Origin of the sequence: Duncaniella sp. B8 (genome assembly GCF_005304985.1) — a bacterium.
GTDB lineage: Bacteria > Bacteroidota > Bacteroidia > Bacteroidales > Muribaculaceae > Duncaniella > Duncaniella muris.
Genome location: NZ_CP040121.1, coordinates 19,826 through 35,020 on the forward strand (window position 1 = coordinate 19,826; position 15,195 = coordinate 35,020).

Consider the following 15,195-nt stretch of genomic DNA (forward strand, 5'->3'; position numbering starts at 1 on the left):
TAATCTATTATGGACGATACTCACTGTTTCAGAATCGACCGTTAGTCCACGAGACTCTAAAAAACATAGCACATCTTCAAGACTGCGAGTATTACGCACCTGCGATACCTGCCATTCTTTCTGAATCTGTCGCCAAAGGCTTAAAAGACGGTTCAGAATTGTGGGTTGAAGATCACTTCTTCCGTTCCGGAGAGAAGCCGCCAATGCCTCGATATATGTTCGCCCGTCTGATTGCTTCTGTTTTTCAGCGGTATGGACAAAATACCGATATGCCATTCTGCGTCTGTCAACGGGGGATAGCAGAGATGCGAGCTCTTGGGCAGTGCACATGGCCTTTGGAGGATTGTAATACTTGACCATACCTCAAAGCGACTGCGCCACCTCCTGTATGGCTGTTATTTCGGTTACTTTCGGGTTCTGCCACTGGCCTCTGACCGCGCCGCACTTGTCGCGTACCTCTACAAGCCCGGTGTCGAAGCATCCCTCCAACGTCGCTCCGTTCTCAAAAGACTGCACCATGTAGCGGTGCATCTTTTCGTCAGCGTCTCGGCGGTTGGTGATATAGATTGTGTCGAATTCCGGCGCGATTACCATTTGCGGGTTGCCGCGCTCTATCGCTGCCTTGCGGATGCGCTTGTGTATGTCATTACTTTTGCGGTATTTTACCGCTTCCCACACGGTTACGCCTGAGCAGCCGATCATCTTCTGCAGATACTTGCGTTCCTCCGGGGTGATTACGATGATTCTTTTACGTTCCATTATTTTTTGAGTTTGGTGATTTGGTTTCCTATACTTGTTATCTGTTCCTCCAAGATTCCGAGGGCGTGGCAGACCGTGCCATATACCCGGCTGTCGGCAAACTCCTTTTCGGTCTGCAAGCGAGCCTCGATGAAGTCGGCCACTCCCGTTATCTCGTCGTGAGCCTTTATCAAGGGGCGTTTGACCCCCTGTAAGGCTTCTATGTATTCCTCCGTTGTAATCATGGCTCAGTCTTCAAATTGGCTATGAAGTCCCACAGCGATGTTATACATTTCCTGCTTGGTCTCAAATTCCCAAGTGTGTGCGAGATTCCCTATCGCGTTGGTTGAGTGGCGTGTCGGGCTTCCGTGCAGAATATCATCGGCGAGGTGTTCTACCGTGTGGCGCAGATATTCCTTTGCGCTCTCCTCGGTTGTGTCCGGGTGCGCGAGTTGTGTCAGCATATCGCGGTAGAAGTTGCGCAGGAGATGCCGCTTGTATATATCCTCGCATTTCCAGCCGAGGTGATATGTGAAGTCCTCTCCAAGAGCTTTCATGTTCACCTGTATTTTGCCATTCTCATTTTCAAGGCGGTTCGCTACTATGCGCTGCACAAGGTTTAGAGCCTTCCGTTCCGTGGTGTTGTTCGCTTCCGTTGTCATATTCCTTTCGGTTCTTTACTGTTATCTCGCCAAATTTTAGTACCTTTGGCGGCTGTTAAAATTTTAATTCGCTGCAAAGTTAAACAAGAAATCTCGCCTATGCAAGAAATCTCGCAAGAAAAATCACCTATAAAGCAAAAAATATTGCTTTATCTCGCTGAAATAGGCATGTCTGCCGCCGATTTTTACCGAAAATCGGGAGTAACGAGAGGTGTATTAGCGCAAAATAACGGAATCAGCGAAGACAACATCTCTCGCTTTTTCAAGTGTTTTCCCGAAGTCAATCCGTCGTGGTTGATTTTGGGAGTAGGGAATATGACGCTGGATCAACCCTTAAATCAAGAATCACAGGAGCAAAAGCAAGAAATCTCGCCTACGCAAGAAGCACCGCAATTCTTTTCGGAGTTGTTGGCGACAATCGAAAGGCAAGCAAAGGAGATAGGACGGTTAGAGGCTGAATTGGCCGAAACAAAAAAACACGCGGAGCGTCTTGCCGCTCTTGTAAACACAGATTCTACTGCGCATGTAGGGTGATTGGCTTCGCTCTGATACCGTTTAAGTTCATCCACCGCGACCGCTGACAGGCCGCTTTTTCATCGCTTTTATTTATTTTTCGCGGCTTTTAAGGCTTATAGCCTTTGTATTCTGCACAGTTTCAGTTGGTTACAGTGCTTTATCGGCTTGGAATTACCCCGCTTTTTGTGGTATTATAGGGGGTGTTATCGCGTGAAATTGCCCGATTTTTAGCCGATTTTTGGCCGTATAGGGGTTTGAACCTATCTTAAAATGGTACTGAAAACTATGTCCAACACTATGTCCAAGCCTATGTGCAACACAAATTTTTGATGATTTTCGGTTGAAACGACGGGTACGAATATCGGTGGCAATTATCCCGGCGCATGGCGTTCAAATGGTCTTTAATCGGTAGTCAATCGCCGCTCAAATAGCCTTTAATGCGCGGCGGCATATCTATTCACGGCCACAGCCCGCCACACGCCTATAAATGGCCGTATTTCCGCGCATTTAGCCGCGCCACGGCCTTTCTATCATCCTACGGAACAACGACCGCCACAGGCCACCGACGCGCTCCATGCAGACGAACACGCAATAAAAAAGGCCGCGCCACAAGCACGACCGCACACAATCCAATATCAATCCAACCTCCTATCCAAACAACCGCCCGGAAAATCCAAGCAAAATCCAAGCAAATGTACTTTTCGTTTTTTCGGCCATTTCACGACATCGCGCCGTAACTCACTGAAACATCGCGGCTTCCGACCTCCGACCGCTCACTCAACATTGCACGTTTCGTTTTACCGCCCATAGTAGCAGCATATCTTTATCCTGAAAAACTCTATTCGGATTTCGAGCAGCTCAACTATTACCACAATGTGGAAGACTATCGGGTGATGAATGTGAGGACCTATATAGAGGACATGACCAACTACCGTCTGCGGGCCGCCCGGAACTTCAAGTGGGAAGTCCGCGCCGACATCAGTTATCGTGGCAACAGACTTTCCGTGACATATTTCCGCGAGAATATGACAGATGGTTTCCGCAGTTCCGGATTTGTTCATACTTATACATATAACCGCTACGATGCTTCCGGCTTCGACCCATACGCCGCCGGACGCGCTCCGCTGATCGAGGATCTGCCTTATCAGACCGAGACCTACCTTGCAGTGAGAAGCAAGACAACCAACGGCAGCCGCACATTGAAAGAGGGTGTGGAATACACTCTGCAGTCGCGCCGTCTGCCCGTCATCAACACACGTCTGACAATTTCCGGCGCATTCTTCAGCACCACCAACAGTAACAGTCAGTCGCTGTGGTACAAGCCAAGCATCATAGCCAACGGCCGGGAGCTGCAGTATGTAGGACTTTATGATGACCTTGACGGCAACAACTACCGCAGCGTCAACACCAATATACTTTTTGACACCGATCTCCCGCGGCTCGGACTGAATTTTTCGATCGGTGTGCAGAATCTTTGGCTGACCTCGCGTAAGACTTTGCGACGCGATGGAATTCCGGTGCAGTACATGGATGTAAACGGTGCCATACATCCTTATACCGATGAATGTCTGTCGGATCCATACCTGAAACAGCTGGTGCGCAATTTCACCGAAAGTTCATTTGTCAGACAGAATGTGCCGGCAGAGACAAGCGTCAATTTCAAAGCCACAAAGACATTCTGGCAGAAGCGGGTAGGGCTGGCGGTCTACGTCAACCGTCTGGTGTACATAGCGCCTGACTATGAACGCTACGGAATCACCATCCGCCGTTACTCCACTCCATATTTCGGGATGGAGCTCAATCTCAAAATATAGGAATCAATCAAAATCATCAAAATAACCAATTATCATGACATCAAACAAAATTCAGATCAAGAATCTGTTTCTGAGTGTGGCTCTGTGTGCCGCAATGGGACTGAGTGTGGCTTCATGTTCAGATGATGACAACACCGTGGTGACTTATCCGGTTGTCATTGCTCCTACTTATCCCGCAGAACTTCCGTCATCCTACACGGTAGAATCCGGGACTATAACTTACAAAGAACTGAATTCCGGTCGCTCATATACATTTGAACTCCCTCTGACCGACTCAGATGTGATTCCTGCCGGAACCTATGACATCGACGGACAGATGGAGGTAAGTTTCGTCAATGACGAGGGCGCCAGCGTGACACGCACACTTCGTGCCGTGGCATCTCAGCAGGTCATCAGCTCTTCAGCCCAGTCAGCAAGTCTCAAATGGTTCTTCTATAATCCATCCAATACACTCGTATTCGGTGAAATCTACTTTGCCGGCTCGCTCAACGCGGCAGGAACTAATGGTCTCTATGACACATATTTCACTATCTATAACAATACCGACGAGGTGCAGTATGCCGACGGCATTGCGATTGTTGAAAGCAAGCTGCTGAACACTGATGCCAATGTGATCGTTACCCCAGCCAATCAGCGTGAAGCCAATTTCACAGCGCAGACCGTGTATGTTATTCCCGGCAGCGGTCAGGATGTAGCCATTGCCCCCGGCGAGTCAATCAAGATCGTCGATCAGGCTATTGACTGGACAGCCCAGGTGCCCGGAGCTCTCAATCACACCGATGCTGATTTTGAATGGTATGATGAATCGATTTCCGCCTCGGTGAAGGATACCGACAATCCTGATGTTCCCAACCTTGACAAATGGTATTCCTACTCGCCGACAATCTGGATTGCAAGCAACCAGTGCAACCGTTCCTATGCGCTTGTTCGTTTTCCCGAAGGCATGACAGCCGAACAGTATCTCGCCGAGTATGACGGAACATATAAATATATCAGCAGTGTGACTCAGAAGGAAATGACCGGAACAAAATGTTATCTTGTCAAATATGACTGGATCATCGACGGTGTTAACCTCTGTCCGGTTGAAAGCTGGATACAGGGAGCTTTGAGCACATCTGTTGACGCAAGCTATGCCGCTATCTCTGAGGCTAAGACTGACAAGAACCGTTTCGGTAAGAAGTTTGTCCGCAAAGTGGCCGGAGTGTCAGCCGCCGGCAATACCGTGCTGATGGACACCAACGATTCTGCCAGGGATTTTGAAATTGTTTCAGCGAAATAACAGATTAACGAAGTAAAAACAGATCGATGTCGGAAGTCTCTGGATTTCAATACAGCCTGGCTATAATAGCTGTAGCCATGATCCCTTCATTCGGGGTCATGGCGCAGCCTTTGTCTCTGTCTGAGCTTCAACGGCTCTCTCAGCCGGTAAATGCCGCGCTGATGCAGAGATATGAGAGCAATCCGGCTGCAATGCTGTTTCGTGACAGCGTTTCGCTTTCGTCATTTGCCATAAGCGGAGAGTATGACCGTCAGGACAAGCCGGTGATGGAACAACTTGGCGATGGATCCGATCTGTTAGGAGTTTCGGCCGGATCATATACCCGTCTGGGAGCCGAAAGGGTGGTCTGGGGCAATGCTTCGTTTGTGACCGGAACCTATCGTTCGGTCAGATGGACTGACTGCATAGACTATAACCGCGTGGCTCCTTATGTGCTGGGTGATGAAGCCGGTGGTGACCTGAGCACCCGCAGCTATAGATTTTCCGGAGGCTATGCCTGCGGTTTTTCCAGATGGACAGTCGGCGTTCACGCTGCGTACAGAGCTGAGATTGCCTACCGTAACCGTGATCCGAGAGTCAAGACCGTTGTCTCTGACATTGACATCGCTCTGGGTGGCGGCTATACGGTGAATGATCACAGTGTCATCGGGCTGAATGCCGGAGTGAATATCTATAATCAGAACTGTGATCTCGATTTTTATAATCCGCTGAATGAAATAAACACCTACACCCTGACCGGTATGGGCACTTATTACCGGCGCTTTATGGGCAATGCCAACAAAAACAGCGGTTATTCATCGTTCGGCTATAATATTGGGTTTCAGTGGCTGCCTGTTTCCGGCCAAGGCTTTGCAGCGACCATTGGCTATACCGGTTACCGGATGGAGCAGCAGTTGCGCAACTATAATAATCTGACCCTCGGCTATACCGGCAATGATATTATTGATCTTGGCATTTCATACCGTCTTCAGTTCGGCGGAGGAATCATGATCCAGCCCACAATTGACGGCAATATGTTTCGGCGCAAGGGCACTGAAAATATATTCGGGTCTTCAGCCGGATCAAGCTATGACCGCATAGGCAGCAGTTCGCCGTATAGATTCGAAAGCTCCCACTTTGGGCTTTCTTTTCCAGTGCGGTTTGAGAAAGGAAACTCAAGCATGACGCTCACCCCTGACATAGCCTATGAATCAGAGAAGGAGAGCTATGCCGATCCGTTGCGCCGTCTGGGGGCAAGCCATGTCATATCAGGGTTTGATGCTGATTTTTCAGCCGTTTCAGGCAAAAGCTGGCTCTGGAATCTTTCAGCCGGAGTCTCCTATGCCAAAGCAGATCCGAAAGAAGAAATTCTGACAGATCTTGAACCGGACACTCCGCTTGGGCAATGTGTGCTGTCAAACTATTCGATGCTCAAAGCCGACCGCACCGCATTCAATGTCTCGGCGGGGATATCGCGGCCTGTAATGAATTTCATTGTTTCTCTCAGGGTGGCATACCGGCTGACTGACTATATAGGTGAAGGACTCCGCCACGGTGCCGCAGTCACACTCGCAGCTGAATTCTGACAAATAGTAAGTAAGAGGATGTTATTAAAAACGGCCTCTAAATGTAATTTAAGAAAACTTGATAATGAACCATGATTCTGAATCGGTGATATCTGTAAAAAATCTGACTCAGCGCTACGGCACAGGGCGGATCATCTACAGTGACCTGAGCTTCGAAGTACCTAAAGGTCGTATTCTCGGCCTGCTGGGTAAAAACGGCACAGGAAAGACCACCACAATAAATATACTTATGGGCTACCTGCGCCCGCAGAAAGGCGAGTGCAGGATATTCGGTGAAAAAATCACAGAAATGTCACCGGCGACCCGTGCAAGGATCGCATTGCTGATCGAAGGCCATGTGCAGTATGCGTTCATGACAATCGAGCAGATAGAGCGTTTCTATTCACGGTTCTATCCGAAATGGAACAGGGATGCCTATTATGAACTCATGAACAAGCTCCATGTGTCGCTAGGCCAGAAGATTTCATCCATGTCATGCGGACAGCGCTCGCAGGTGGCACTCGGTCTGATTCTCGCACAGAATGCCGATCTGCTTGTGCTTGATGACTTTTCTCTTGGCCTTGATCCCGGCTACCGCAGATTGTTTACAGACTATCTGCGTGAATTTGCCAAAGCTGAGGAGAAGACCGTATTCATGACATCACATATCATCCAGGATCTTGAACGACTGATTGATGACTGCATCATACTTGACTATGGCAAGATCCTTACCCAGATGCCGGTCGATGAGCTTCTGCGTGACTTTTGCCGCTACACTCTTCAGACAGACATGTCTGTTGAGAAATTCTTGGCTGACAGTCTGTTTGTCAATCCTGGCAAGATCAAGGATGAACTCGAATTCTATACATTCAAACCGATTGATGAAGTCAGAGCGGCCCTTGGCTCTCTCGGAGTCGATTCCGGAAGCCTTGTCCGTCAGGACATGTCGCTCGAAGACGCCTTCATCGGACTCACCGGAAAATATTGATACTGAAAAAATGGAAAGAGCTCTGATATTCAAAGAATGGGTAAAGACCCGGATGGTCTTCTTCATATCTCTTGGGCTGGCTGTGTGCATAGGCCTTTATACGGTCGCGATGATGAACCGGCTGATCGAACTCAAAGGAGTAGAGCATCTGTGGCTCATAATACTGCTCAAAGACAATACGTTCATTGACATGATCAAATACGTGCCTCTGCTTGTAGGTCTGGCCGTTGGAGTAGCGCAGATGGCTCCGGAGATGGCGCAGAAACGCCTGAAACTTACTCTACACCTGCCTTACCCTCAGCGCAGGCTTGTTGGGCTGATGCTTCTGACCGGTCTGGCGGAATTGCTGACAATCTATTTTGTGCAGGCACTGATTATCATGGTCTATGATTTCAGAATACTCCCGTCAGAACTTGTAGTGCGTGTGATGCTGACCACTCTCCCTTGGTATTTTGCCGGTTTCACAGCCTATCTGTTTGTTACGGCTGTCTGTCTCGAAGGCACCTGGAAGCGTCGTATAGTTCTCTCTCTTCTGGCTATCGCGGTGCTGATAATGTATTTTCTTCAGCCTGCACCTGAGGCCTACAACGGAATGCTCATCCTTATAATCATAACAGTTGTTCTTCTGACCGTTCTTTCTTTCGGCTCGATCATAAGGTTTAAGGAGGGCCGTCAGGATTAACCGACACTGAAAAATCATGAAAAAAGCATATACAATATTACTCGTGACGCTGAGCGTCATTGTCCTCTCGTGGTTTCTTCCCTGGCTCTATTCACTTCTGTTTCCGGTGGGGGCCTCTGATCCGTTTATCGCATACTCACCGATAAGCGACCGGATGATCGTGTCAGAAAGAACCGGCGAGAAGGAATCCGTGATCTATCCGCTTGATGCCGATGGAGTTCGCGAGGAAGGAGTGGTCTATACGAAAGAGCAGCGCGATTCGCTTCTGCCCCAGCTCTATTTCACTCAGCTTGTGGCCCGCGAGCAGATGCCTGATTCGATCAACGGCATTGAGATCTCCATTCCGCTGCTTAAACATAACTCCTGGGTTTTTACATCGTCGCCTCGCGACATCAACAAGCGTTTTGCCGATGTCTATCTTATAATGGAATCCATGCCGGCGCGTATTGATCTTGAAGATCCTACTGAAGTATTCCGATTTCGTGACGGTCGTGTGGAATTCATCGAGATGGAGACCAATCAGATCAATCAGGCAAGAAGCAAAAGATTTACCGAAATATTCAATGACCGCGGGTTCACTTTGCCAGTGAAAAGTTTCTCGGCCAATATCACAAGCCGAAAAGCTTATGACGAAGGCTATCTTATGGTCGATGACAACGGTGATATATTCCATATGAAGATGCAGGCCGGCAGACCTTATATGTCGAAAGTGCGCAAACCTGACTCGATCAGAGCTGCCCATGTGTTTATAATGGAAAATATTGACAAGGAAGCTATCGGACTGATGTCAGATGAAACCCATAATCTCTATCTCATAGAGCGCGATGGCTATCGTCTGTGTCAGCTGCCCGTCGGGAAGGTCGATCCTGAGAAAGACCGGTTTTCCGTGGTCAAAAACCTATTCAATATCATAGTGAGAGTCTCGAACCAGGATGGAACCCGCTGGAGTGCGCTTGATGCCGATGACTATTCTCTGCTGGCAAGCTATGCCAAGACAAGCGAGAAGAGCATGGTGGCAAAAATCGGATCCTATATCTTCCCTTACACTCTGTCATTTACATCGACGTCAGACTGCTATGCCACTCCGCGCATTGAATCTTTCTCCTGGGCGGCATTTGTTCTGAATGCTATGTTTGCGCTTGTGATTTTCATAGTTTACCGCAGACGGACGGCAGATGCCATATGCCGTCCTGCGTTAGCATCGCTTGTCACTCTCGTATTCGGAATTTTTGCTTTCATTCCGTTCATCATTATAAGAAATTGAAAAATATCAATCATTAATCAAAAATAAAAACAGAAAGAAAATGAAGAAAACATCAATCTTTACGCTTCTGGCAGTCTTATGCCTTGCAATGGTTTCTTGCGGAGGAGCGTCTAATTCCGCTTCAACCGATGACGCAGCCGGAGCAATCAGTGTAGATCAGCTTCTTGCCGATGCTGAAAACCTTGTAGGTGACACAATCGAGATCGAAGGCGTGTGCTCACATCTTTGCCGTCACGGCGGTCGTAAGGCATTCGTGGTAGGATCGGCTGACAGTGTGCTTATCCGCTGCGAGGCCTTTCCTCTTATGGGCGAACCGTTTCCGAAGTCTACAATCCATCAGCCCATCCGTGTCAAGGGTGTGGTTTGTGAGGAGCGCATCGACGAAGCTGCTATTCAGAATATGATCCGTCAGTATGAAGAGGCTCAGAAAGCGGCTGCTGAAGCAGGCGAAGAGTCTCAGGCTGAAGTTGAAAGCGGATGCGCTACAGAACGCGCGGCCCAGGGACAGAAAAATCTGACTGCCTTTGATGACCGTATCGCTGACTATCGTGCCAAAATCGCAGCCCGTCAGGAAAAGGAAGGCAAGCCTTATCTGTCATTCTATTGCCTCCAGGCAATTTCTTATGAAATTCTTCCGGAGTAAGAACCGGTTTTGAAATCAGATTGTCTGTCCGGACAAAATCAACTCCTTGCTGCAGAATTCTGTGGCAGGGAGTTTTGTCTGTATGAGTTAACTGGATATCGTCGGCCTGCACAACCTCTTTGTTTTATGTTTTAAAGAATGCTATGAGGCGAATTTGGACGTTAATTTGAAAAGATTAATCAATCCCGTTATGAAAAGACTATTAATAATCGTATCAATGTTGCTCTTGTGTCTGAATATTCCGGCACAAGAAGCTGATTCCGGCATTCGATTGGAAACATTAGAATGTGATTCAACTGCAAATAATTCGTATCAGCAAGATACTGTTTCGCATGAGGCAAAAAATTCCAACACATCGATAGTCCGTGAACAAGTTTCACATTCGAAATTTGTTAGAATTACTTTTTTAGATGATTCATGCGACGCAACATACATCGTTAATAAAGGAATTAGACATTTTGAGTTGTCAGAGTACATGAAAAGCCAAACGAAAAAGCTTAATCAAATGTCTCTTGAGATATTAAAGGTCTTTTCAGAGGAAGAACTCGTGGATTTTAATAATAGAAAGACTAACATCAATTTTAGCTTTGGGTATATTTGTGTTGATTATCAATGCCATAACTATGTGCCATTGTACTGAATTTGTACTATTTAGACAGTTGGCTGAAAACAAATAGAAACGATTTATAGATAATTTGCGGTAGTTAACTTTATTTATTTGCCTTATTTTTCTTCTTTCGGTGGTAAGGTTGGTGTCGGGATATGGGCTGGTGAAAAGAAAAACTGATACGGACATTTCTCTTTTGCCCAGCACATATATAGGTTTGGTTCGGTATAGATGTATATATCTAAGGCTAAACCAAACCTATTTTCTCATAAGCTATTGACACGAGCCATAAAAAGTTGTAACTTTGCAGTTGAAAATAGCGGAGGCAGAGGCTTCTGATAACATAATTAATAGCGTTTGCTATTTGTTCCAATCAGAATGAAACGTCGGAAATTTTATTGTGTTATGAATGAGGAACAAGTCGCGAACGTCCGTGCATTGCATGGGCGTGACTTGCCGTTCATAACACCAATCCGACGGGTGCATTCTGGGCAGTCATTGCCCATGCTTTTGCATTCGTCGAATTTGATTTATGAGCATTGGCATTCGCACAAACGATATGCCAATGAACAAAATGGATTGGTAGGAGGTCTGATAACATTGGGGCTTCTTACCTCACAAGTCTCTGGGTACGCCCAAACATCCAATTTTGAAGAATCATCAGATATGATTTTTCAAGATACACAGCGGACTGTCAACACCTTGTCGATTGACAGTACATTAGTTTTCAATCAGTACAAACCTGAATGTTCTAAATTCAATGCTAAACAACTAATTTTACCAGGAGTTCTTATAGCTGTTGGTACTTTTGGAGTATACAATGGAGCATTCAAAAAGTTAGACACAAACATCAAAAATGGAATGGATAATCTGCGTGGAAATCATTTCTTCCGTGCCGATGATTATGTCCAATATCTTCCTGCCATAACGTATCTGACATTTGGATCAATCGGTATCAAATCAAAACATAGTTTTAAAGAGCGTGTCGTGGTGGAAGCTACCGCCTACTTAACCATGACGGCGTTTACAAATATCGGTAAATATTCATTCAAAGAAAAAAGACCGGATTCCAATGCAAGGAATTCGTTTCCCTCAGGACATACTGCCACCGTGTTTACCGGAGCAGAATTAATGAGAGAAGAATATGGGCTTGGTATGGGAATAGGGGCTTATAGCGTTGCTGTTGGTGTTGCTTTCCTGCGCCTTTATAACGGTCGCCATTGGCTAAACGATGTTATTGCGGGAGCAGGTGTAGGCATCCTATCTGCAAGGATAGGCTATTGGATGCTTCCGTTATATCAAAGATGGTTTAAATGGGACAGTCCATGTTCAGATATCATGGTCATATCACCAGTCTATAATCCTGCCGAGCATTCTTTCTCAATTAACTTGGCATACACCTTCTAATAATCATGCCAACGGTTTCCAAAGGTTAACCTTTGGCTCATTCGGGATATTTTCAGCGTTGACTTGTCAATGCGGCTCGGAAAATTCCCTAATGAGCTAAGGAATTTCTTGTCGGTGTAATTTCCACGACGGTGTTGTGGTTGTATTTTGCATTGGTTTTGATATTGATTTACGGAATGACTGAATGATTAAATGACTGAATGATTAGATGATTAGTCACTCAGTCATTTTGTCATCTAAATGATTAATCATTCAGTCATCAATTCATCGAATCATTTAATCATCCGGATGATTGGTCACTTTGTCATTCAGTCATTTCATCATTGATGTTAGAGGGCATTATTGGGTGATGAGGTTGTGGAGCGTTTTGGGATTACAGGTAATACCTAAACATAAACTCGCTCCACCCTAAAACGACCTCCTATGGCAATGAGAAAAACAAAGAGCGGTCACGGCAGTGACTGCGGTTTCGGCGGTGGCTTTTCGGAGAAAAAGGAATCCCGAAACATATCCTTGCACTCCTTTTTTTCTCATCGTCATAATGACGATAGTCAGTGTAATGACAGTATTCGTTTAAGTCAACACATCCACTGCAATGACTGTAGCAATTTAGTGATTATATCCGACCGTCGGGAGAGAGCCTTTTGAGGTAGTCAGAAGGTATCTTGCCGATTACGAAAATCCGATTTTTCTCATTGTCCCCCTTGCATTCTTTGCACTTTTGCACAATCAAGGGTCAGCTTCATCAAGGAATAAGGGTGTGTGGTATCTGTGTTATTTCAATATTACCCCGTGGCATTTTTGACACTTTGGCATTTTCAAAGTGTGCAAGAATGCAAGGTGTGCAATGGGATAATTCCTGAAAAATGTTGACTGACACCGCCACACTATCTGCATTTCCTGCATTTTCAAGTTCCAAAATGCGGATAATGCAGAAAATGCGAGCGTTTTTCATCGTTTTTTCTTTTCTCTGCCCTCATATATTGTCTTGGTTCGGATTTACCCTATATATACCCCCCGTACTGAACCAAACCAAAATTCATAGATGATGACCGCCGGAAAAAAGAAGAACCCTCCGATGTCGGTCGGAGAGTTCCAAAAGTGCCAAAGTGTCAAAAATGCCACGGGGTAAAATCTACATGCTGACCGCCTCGCAGTCATAGTCAAGGTCGCCGAGGCTGTTGATTGCGTCCTGCTTCTGCTGGTCAATGACGTGGAGATATTTCTCGGTCATCTTGATACTTGAATGTCCCATTAGAGAGGCAACGGTCTTGATATTCGCTCCTGCACCAAGCACATTTACAGCGAAACTGTGGCGGGCGCAATGCCATGTGATAGTCTTGTTGATTCCTGCTGCCTTTACCCATTTCTGCAAGCGTGTGATTGCGGTTGTGCGGTAGCAGGTGATATTGAATATCTTTTCGGATGTATGTTGTGCCGGTTTTCCGATGAGTTTAAGTAATGCGGGACTTAACGGGATTGTGACACCGCTGTGTGCGCTACGTCCCTCTGTCTTTTGCTGGTTGAAACGGAGTATCCTTGCCGAGAAATCGACATTGGCGTATGTGAGGCTCACTGCATCGCACCAGCGTATGCCAGTGAAGCAGCAAAATAGAAATGCTCGTTGCAGTGCCGTGTCCTCTCCTTCGTAATGGGTGGAGGCAAGATACTTGATTTCATCCATTGTCAGTATCTCTTTTTTCAGCGTGTTCACGTCACGGTGGATTACGATTCCTTTGCACGGATTCTTTTTCATCAGTCCTTCTTCTATCGCATGGAGAATTACGGTTCGGAACATATAGTATGACTTATGCGCTCCCTCTCCTTTGGCGACTTTCTTCAGATAGTCTGTGAAACTCGTCACCATTTCGGGTGTAATCAATTCCATGCGCAGAAACGATGTGTAACGTTGGAAGCGTGGTGTAGCCTCAAGGAATCTCATAAAGCGGTTGTAAGAGGTCTTGTAGGTAGTTCTCACTGGCTTTGAATACAACTCGTTCTCCCAATGTTTGCGGAAGTATTTGATAAAGTCGTTCTCACCGTCCTTTTTCAGTCGGTATCCCTCACGGTCTTCGAGAAATTCCTGCTCACGCTCAAACCGTATCTTCTCGGCGAGTGCGAGAGTATTCTTGTTTTGGGTGCGTTCCTGCTGGTTGCGAGGGTGTAGCCATATATAGAGGTTCAGCTCCTCTCGTTTGCGGATATGCTTGATTCTATATTTCGGTTTTCCTTTCATCGCCCCCTCGGTATAGAGGACATGGTTGCCGTTTTCATCAAGCACCGGGGTTTCGTTGCGTCTGAGATAATACTCCAACGCAAGGCTTGCCCGACCGTCCTGCAATTCGGACTGCACGAGTTTCGGGTTCTGTTTGTTCTTGCTTTCTACTTTAGCCATAGGTGATTATCTTTGTTTGATGCAAAGGTAATGAGGCGTAATCAAACGTGAAAACGGCTCACAACAGATATTAACAATCTAATCGTACTAATTGTGTACTAAATGCGAAAATAAGGGCAAATTAAGGCAAAAGCATAGAAATACTTTGCGATATAACTATTTGAAAATGAATGGCAATGAATGTATTTGAATATCAGTGAATATATGGCAAAATACTAACCCTAATTATGAGCGAGTTGACTGTTCTAAAAGACGGGAAAATAGTAAACACAACACTGGTCATTCCTGCGAAGTTCTCGGCTGAATTTTCAGACCAGAAACTCTTGGATATAAAAGGAATTATCACTCATACTCAGTTAGACGAAATCCCTCATAACACTTCAGCTGTACGGTTCAATTGGGGAATACCCCGTGAGTTGATTGTTCAATTATTGGAATCCAAGAATTGAATTATACAACAGATTCACGGAGCCGGAGAAATCCGTGGTCTCTCAGTTCGTGATATCCGTAAAGAAATGTCTGCTGGGAAAATGTACAGGTATTAATTTCATCGACACAACCCCTTGATTTTTCGGGGGATGGGATGAAAAAAACGACACGGTTGCGTGATGGCAGCCGTGTCGCTTTGCGGTGGGAGTGTCTATTTCAGAGAGATA

16 protein-coding genes are annotated in these 15,195 nt (G+C 46.2%); 11 read left to right on the plus strand and 5 right to left on the minus strand.

The genetic code is table 11. The annotated features are described in order from the left end of the window. Positions 1–363: 363 nt before the first annotated feature. Genes FDZ78_RS00145 through FDZ78_RS00155 form a run of 3 tightly spaced genes read right to left on the minus strand, consistent with a single transcriptional unit; the run spans position 364 to position 1,400 of the window. Positions 364–759, minus strand: a complete 396-nt coding sequence (locus tag FDZ78_RS00145; RefSeq protein ID WP_136408943.1) for a hypothetical protein — start codon at positions 757–759, stop codon at positions 364–366. Beyond that, the gene (locus tag FDZ78_RS00150) at positions 759–983 is read right to left on the minus strand and encodes a hypothetical protein (RefSeq protein WP_136408942.1); all 225 of its coding nucleotides are present in this window, start codon (positions 981–983) and stop codon (positions 759–761) included. Before FDZ78_RS00150 ends, FDZ78_RS00145 begins: the two co-directional genes overlap by 1 nt. A gap of 3 nt (positions 984–986) precedes the next feature. Next, positions 987–1,400: a hypothetical protein gene (locus FDZ78_RS00155; RefSeq protein ID WP_136408941.1), complete on the minus strand. Its 414-nt coding sequence runs from the start codon at positions 1,398–1,400 to the stop codon at positions 987–989. Between the two features lie 99 nt (positions 1,401–1,499). On the opposite strand from FDZ78_RS00155, the gene FDZ78_RS00160 reads away from it, so the two are divergent. The 10 genes from FDZ78_RS00160 to FDZ78_RS00205 all read left to right on the plus strand — a co-directional run bounded on the left by FDZ78_RS00160 (position 1,500) and on the right by FDZ78_RS00205 (position 12,144). After that, a complete protein-coding gene (locus tag FDZ78_RS00160) occupies positions 1,500–1,934 on the plus strand; it encodes a transcriptional regulator (RefSeq protein WP_107033041.1) in 435 nt (144 codons plus the stop codon). 857 nt (positions 1,935–2,791) lie between these two features. Continuing rightward, positions 2,792–3,730, plus strand: a complete 939-nt coding sequence (locus tag FDZ78_RS00165) for a hypothetical protein (protein ID WP_136408940.1) — start codon at positions 2,792–2,794, stop codon at positions 3,728–3,730. 34 nt (positions 3,731–3,764) lie between these two features. After that, positions 3,765–5,009: a DUF4876 domain-containing protein gene (locus FDZ78_RS00170; protein ID WP_136408939.1), complete on the plus strand. Its 1,245-nt coding sequence runs from the start codon at positions 3,765–3,767 to the stop codon at positions 5,007–5,009. A gap of 26 nt (positions 5,010–5,035) precedes the next feature. Further along, entirely contained in the window at positions 5,036–6,574 is a 1,539-nt protein-coding gene (locus FDZ78_RS00175) for a DUF6850 family outer membrane beta-barrel protein (protein WP_136408938.1), read from the plus strand. Between the two features lie 64 nt (positions 6,575–6,638). After that, positions 6,639–7,541: an ABC transporter ATP-binding protein gene (locus tag FDZ78_RS00180; protein ID WP_136408937.1), complete on the plus strand. Its 903-nt coding sequence runs from the start codon at positions 6,639–6,641 to the stop codon at positions 7,539–7,541. A 10-nt stretch (positions 7,542–7,551) separates the two neighbouring features. Next, positions 7,552–8,223 carry a hypothetical protein gene (locus FDZ78_RS00185; RefSeq protein ID WP_136408936.1) on the plus strand — a complete coding sequence of 224 codons (672 nt, stop codon included), beginning with the start codon at positions 7,552–7,554 and terminating at the stop codon, positions 8,221–8,223. A gap of 16 nt (positions 8,224–8,239) precedes the next feature. After that, complete coding sequence (locus FDZ78_RS00190) at positions 8,240–9,487, plus strand: DUF4857 domain-containing protein (protein WP_136408935.1); 1,248 nt, start codon at positions 8,240–8,242, stop codon at positions 9,485–9,487. Positions 9,488–9,527: 40 nt separating this feature from the next. Then, positions 9,528–10,130, plus strand: coding sequence for a hypothetical protein (locus FDZ78_RS00195; RefSeq protein ID WP_123399272.1), 603 nt, complete (start codon positions 9,528–9,530; stop codon positions 10,128–10,130). A 190-nt stretch (positions 10,131–10,320) separates the two neighbouring features. Then, positions 10,321–10,770 (plus strand): hypothetical protein, encoded by a 450-nt coding sequence (locus FDZ78_RS00200; RefSeq protein ID WP_136408934.1) that lies wholly within the window; start codon positions 10,321–10,323, stop codon positions 10,768–10,770. Between the two features lie 372 nt (positions 10,771–11,142). Beyond that, complete coding sequence (locus tag FDZ78_RS00205; RefSeq protein ID WP_168182132.1) at positions 11,143–12,144, plus strand: phosphatase PAP2 family protein; 1,002 nt, start codon at positions 11,143–11,145, stop codon at positions 12,142–12,144. Positions 12,145–12,889: 745 nt separating this feature from the next. Here the strand turns inward: FDZ78_RS00205 and FDZ78_RS00210 are convergent. Then, positions 12,890–13,099, minus strand: coding sequence for a hypothetical protein (locus tag FDZ78_RS00210; protein ID WP_136408932.1), 210 nt, complete (start codon positions 13,097–13,099; stop codon positions 12,890–12,892). 180 nt (positions 13,100–13,279) lie between these two features. Beyond that, positions 13,280–14,539 (minus strand): site-specific integrase, encoded by a 1,260-nt coding sequence (locus FDZ78_RS00215; RefSeq protein ID WP_136408931.1) that lies wholly within the window; start codon positions 14,537–14,539, stop codon positions 13,280–13,282. Between the two features lie 227 nt (positions 14,540–14,766). Here FDZ78_RS00215 and FDZ78_RS14715 point away from each other — a divergent pair, with 227 nt between their 5' ends. Further along, a complete protein-coding gene (locus FDZ78_RS14715) occupies positions 14,767–14,988 on the plus strand; it encodes a hypothetical protein (RefSeq protein ID WP_123399278.1) in 222 nt (73 codons plus the stop codon). The last annotated feature ends 207 nt before the right edge of the window (positions 14,989–15,195 follow it).